The 752-nt window shown below is 60.2% G+C and carries 2 protein-coding genes; both read left to right on the top strand.

Features of this window, described 5'->3' with window-relative positions; genetic code table 11:
* On the top strand, positions 1 to 199 hold a 199-nt coding region (locus JNK74_28710), incomplete at its 5' end, for a hypothetical protein (protein ID MBL7650166.1).
* 4 nt (positions 200 to 203) lie between these two features.
* Positions 204 to 752 (top strand): DUF1501 domain-containing protein (locus JNK74_28705; protein MBL7650165.1); only part of this gene is annotated, 549 nt, incomplete at its 3' end.

Raw genomic sequence — 752 nt, 5'->3', positions numbered from 1 at the left:
CGCCTCTTGGCTGGATTCCGGAAAACCGGATGCGGAGGTGCTGGATGAGATGTTTCTCAGTACCCTCTCGCGTTATCCCAGCCCGCAAGAGAAGGACCGGCTGCTCACGCGCGTCGCCCGGGCTTCGGCCCGGCGCGAAACCTGGGAAGATCTTCTCTGGGCCATCCTCAATTCGAAAGAGTTCGTTTTCAATCATTGACGCCATGGACTTCCATACCAATTGCGACGGTTCTTCTCGACGCGATTTTCTGCGCTTCGGCATGCTCGGTCTCGGCGGCCTCTCGCTGCCGCGGTTCCTGAAGGCCCAGACCACACCCACGAAATCTCTCATTTTCGTCTGGCTCGGCGGTGGTGCTCCGCAGATGGATATGTACGACATGAAGCCGGACGCACCGTCGGAGATTCGAGGCGAATTCAAACCGATCTCCACCAGCATCCCCGGCTTTCAAATGTGCGAACTCATGCCGCACACCGCCAAACAGGCCGACAAACTCTGCATCATCCGCTCGGTCACCTCCGTCGACCTGGGCTCGCACGAGCGATCCTCCCGTTATCTGCAAACCGGCGTCCTGCCGGTGCCCAATACCGACTTCGCCTCGTTCGGCTCAATGTACGTCAAGGAGAAGAAACTCGGCGGTCCCGTTCCGCCCTATGTCGGAATCCTCAAGCCTCTGGAACGCGGCTGGGGGGCGGGCTTCCTCGGCGCGCAGTACGACCCGCTGATGGCCGGCGACCCTTCCGTCAAAGACTAT

The organism is Candidatus Hydrogenedentota bacterium (genome assembly GCA_016791475.1).
GTDB lineage: Bacteria > Hydrogenedentota > Hydrogenedentia > Hydrogenedentales > JAEUWI01 > JAEUWI01.
This window is presented reverse-complemented; position numbering and strand designations above follow the sequence as displayed.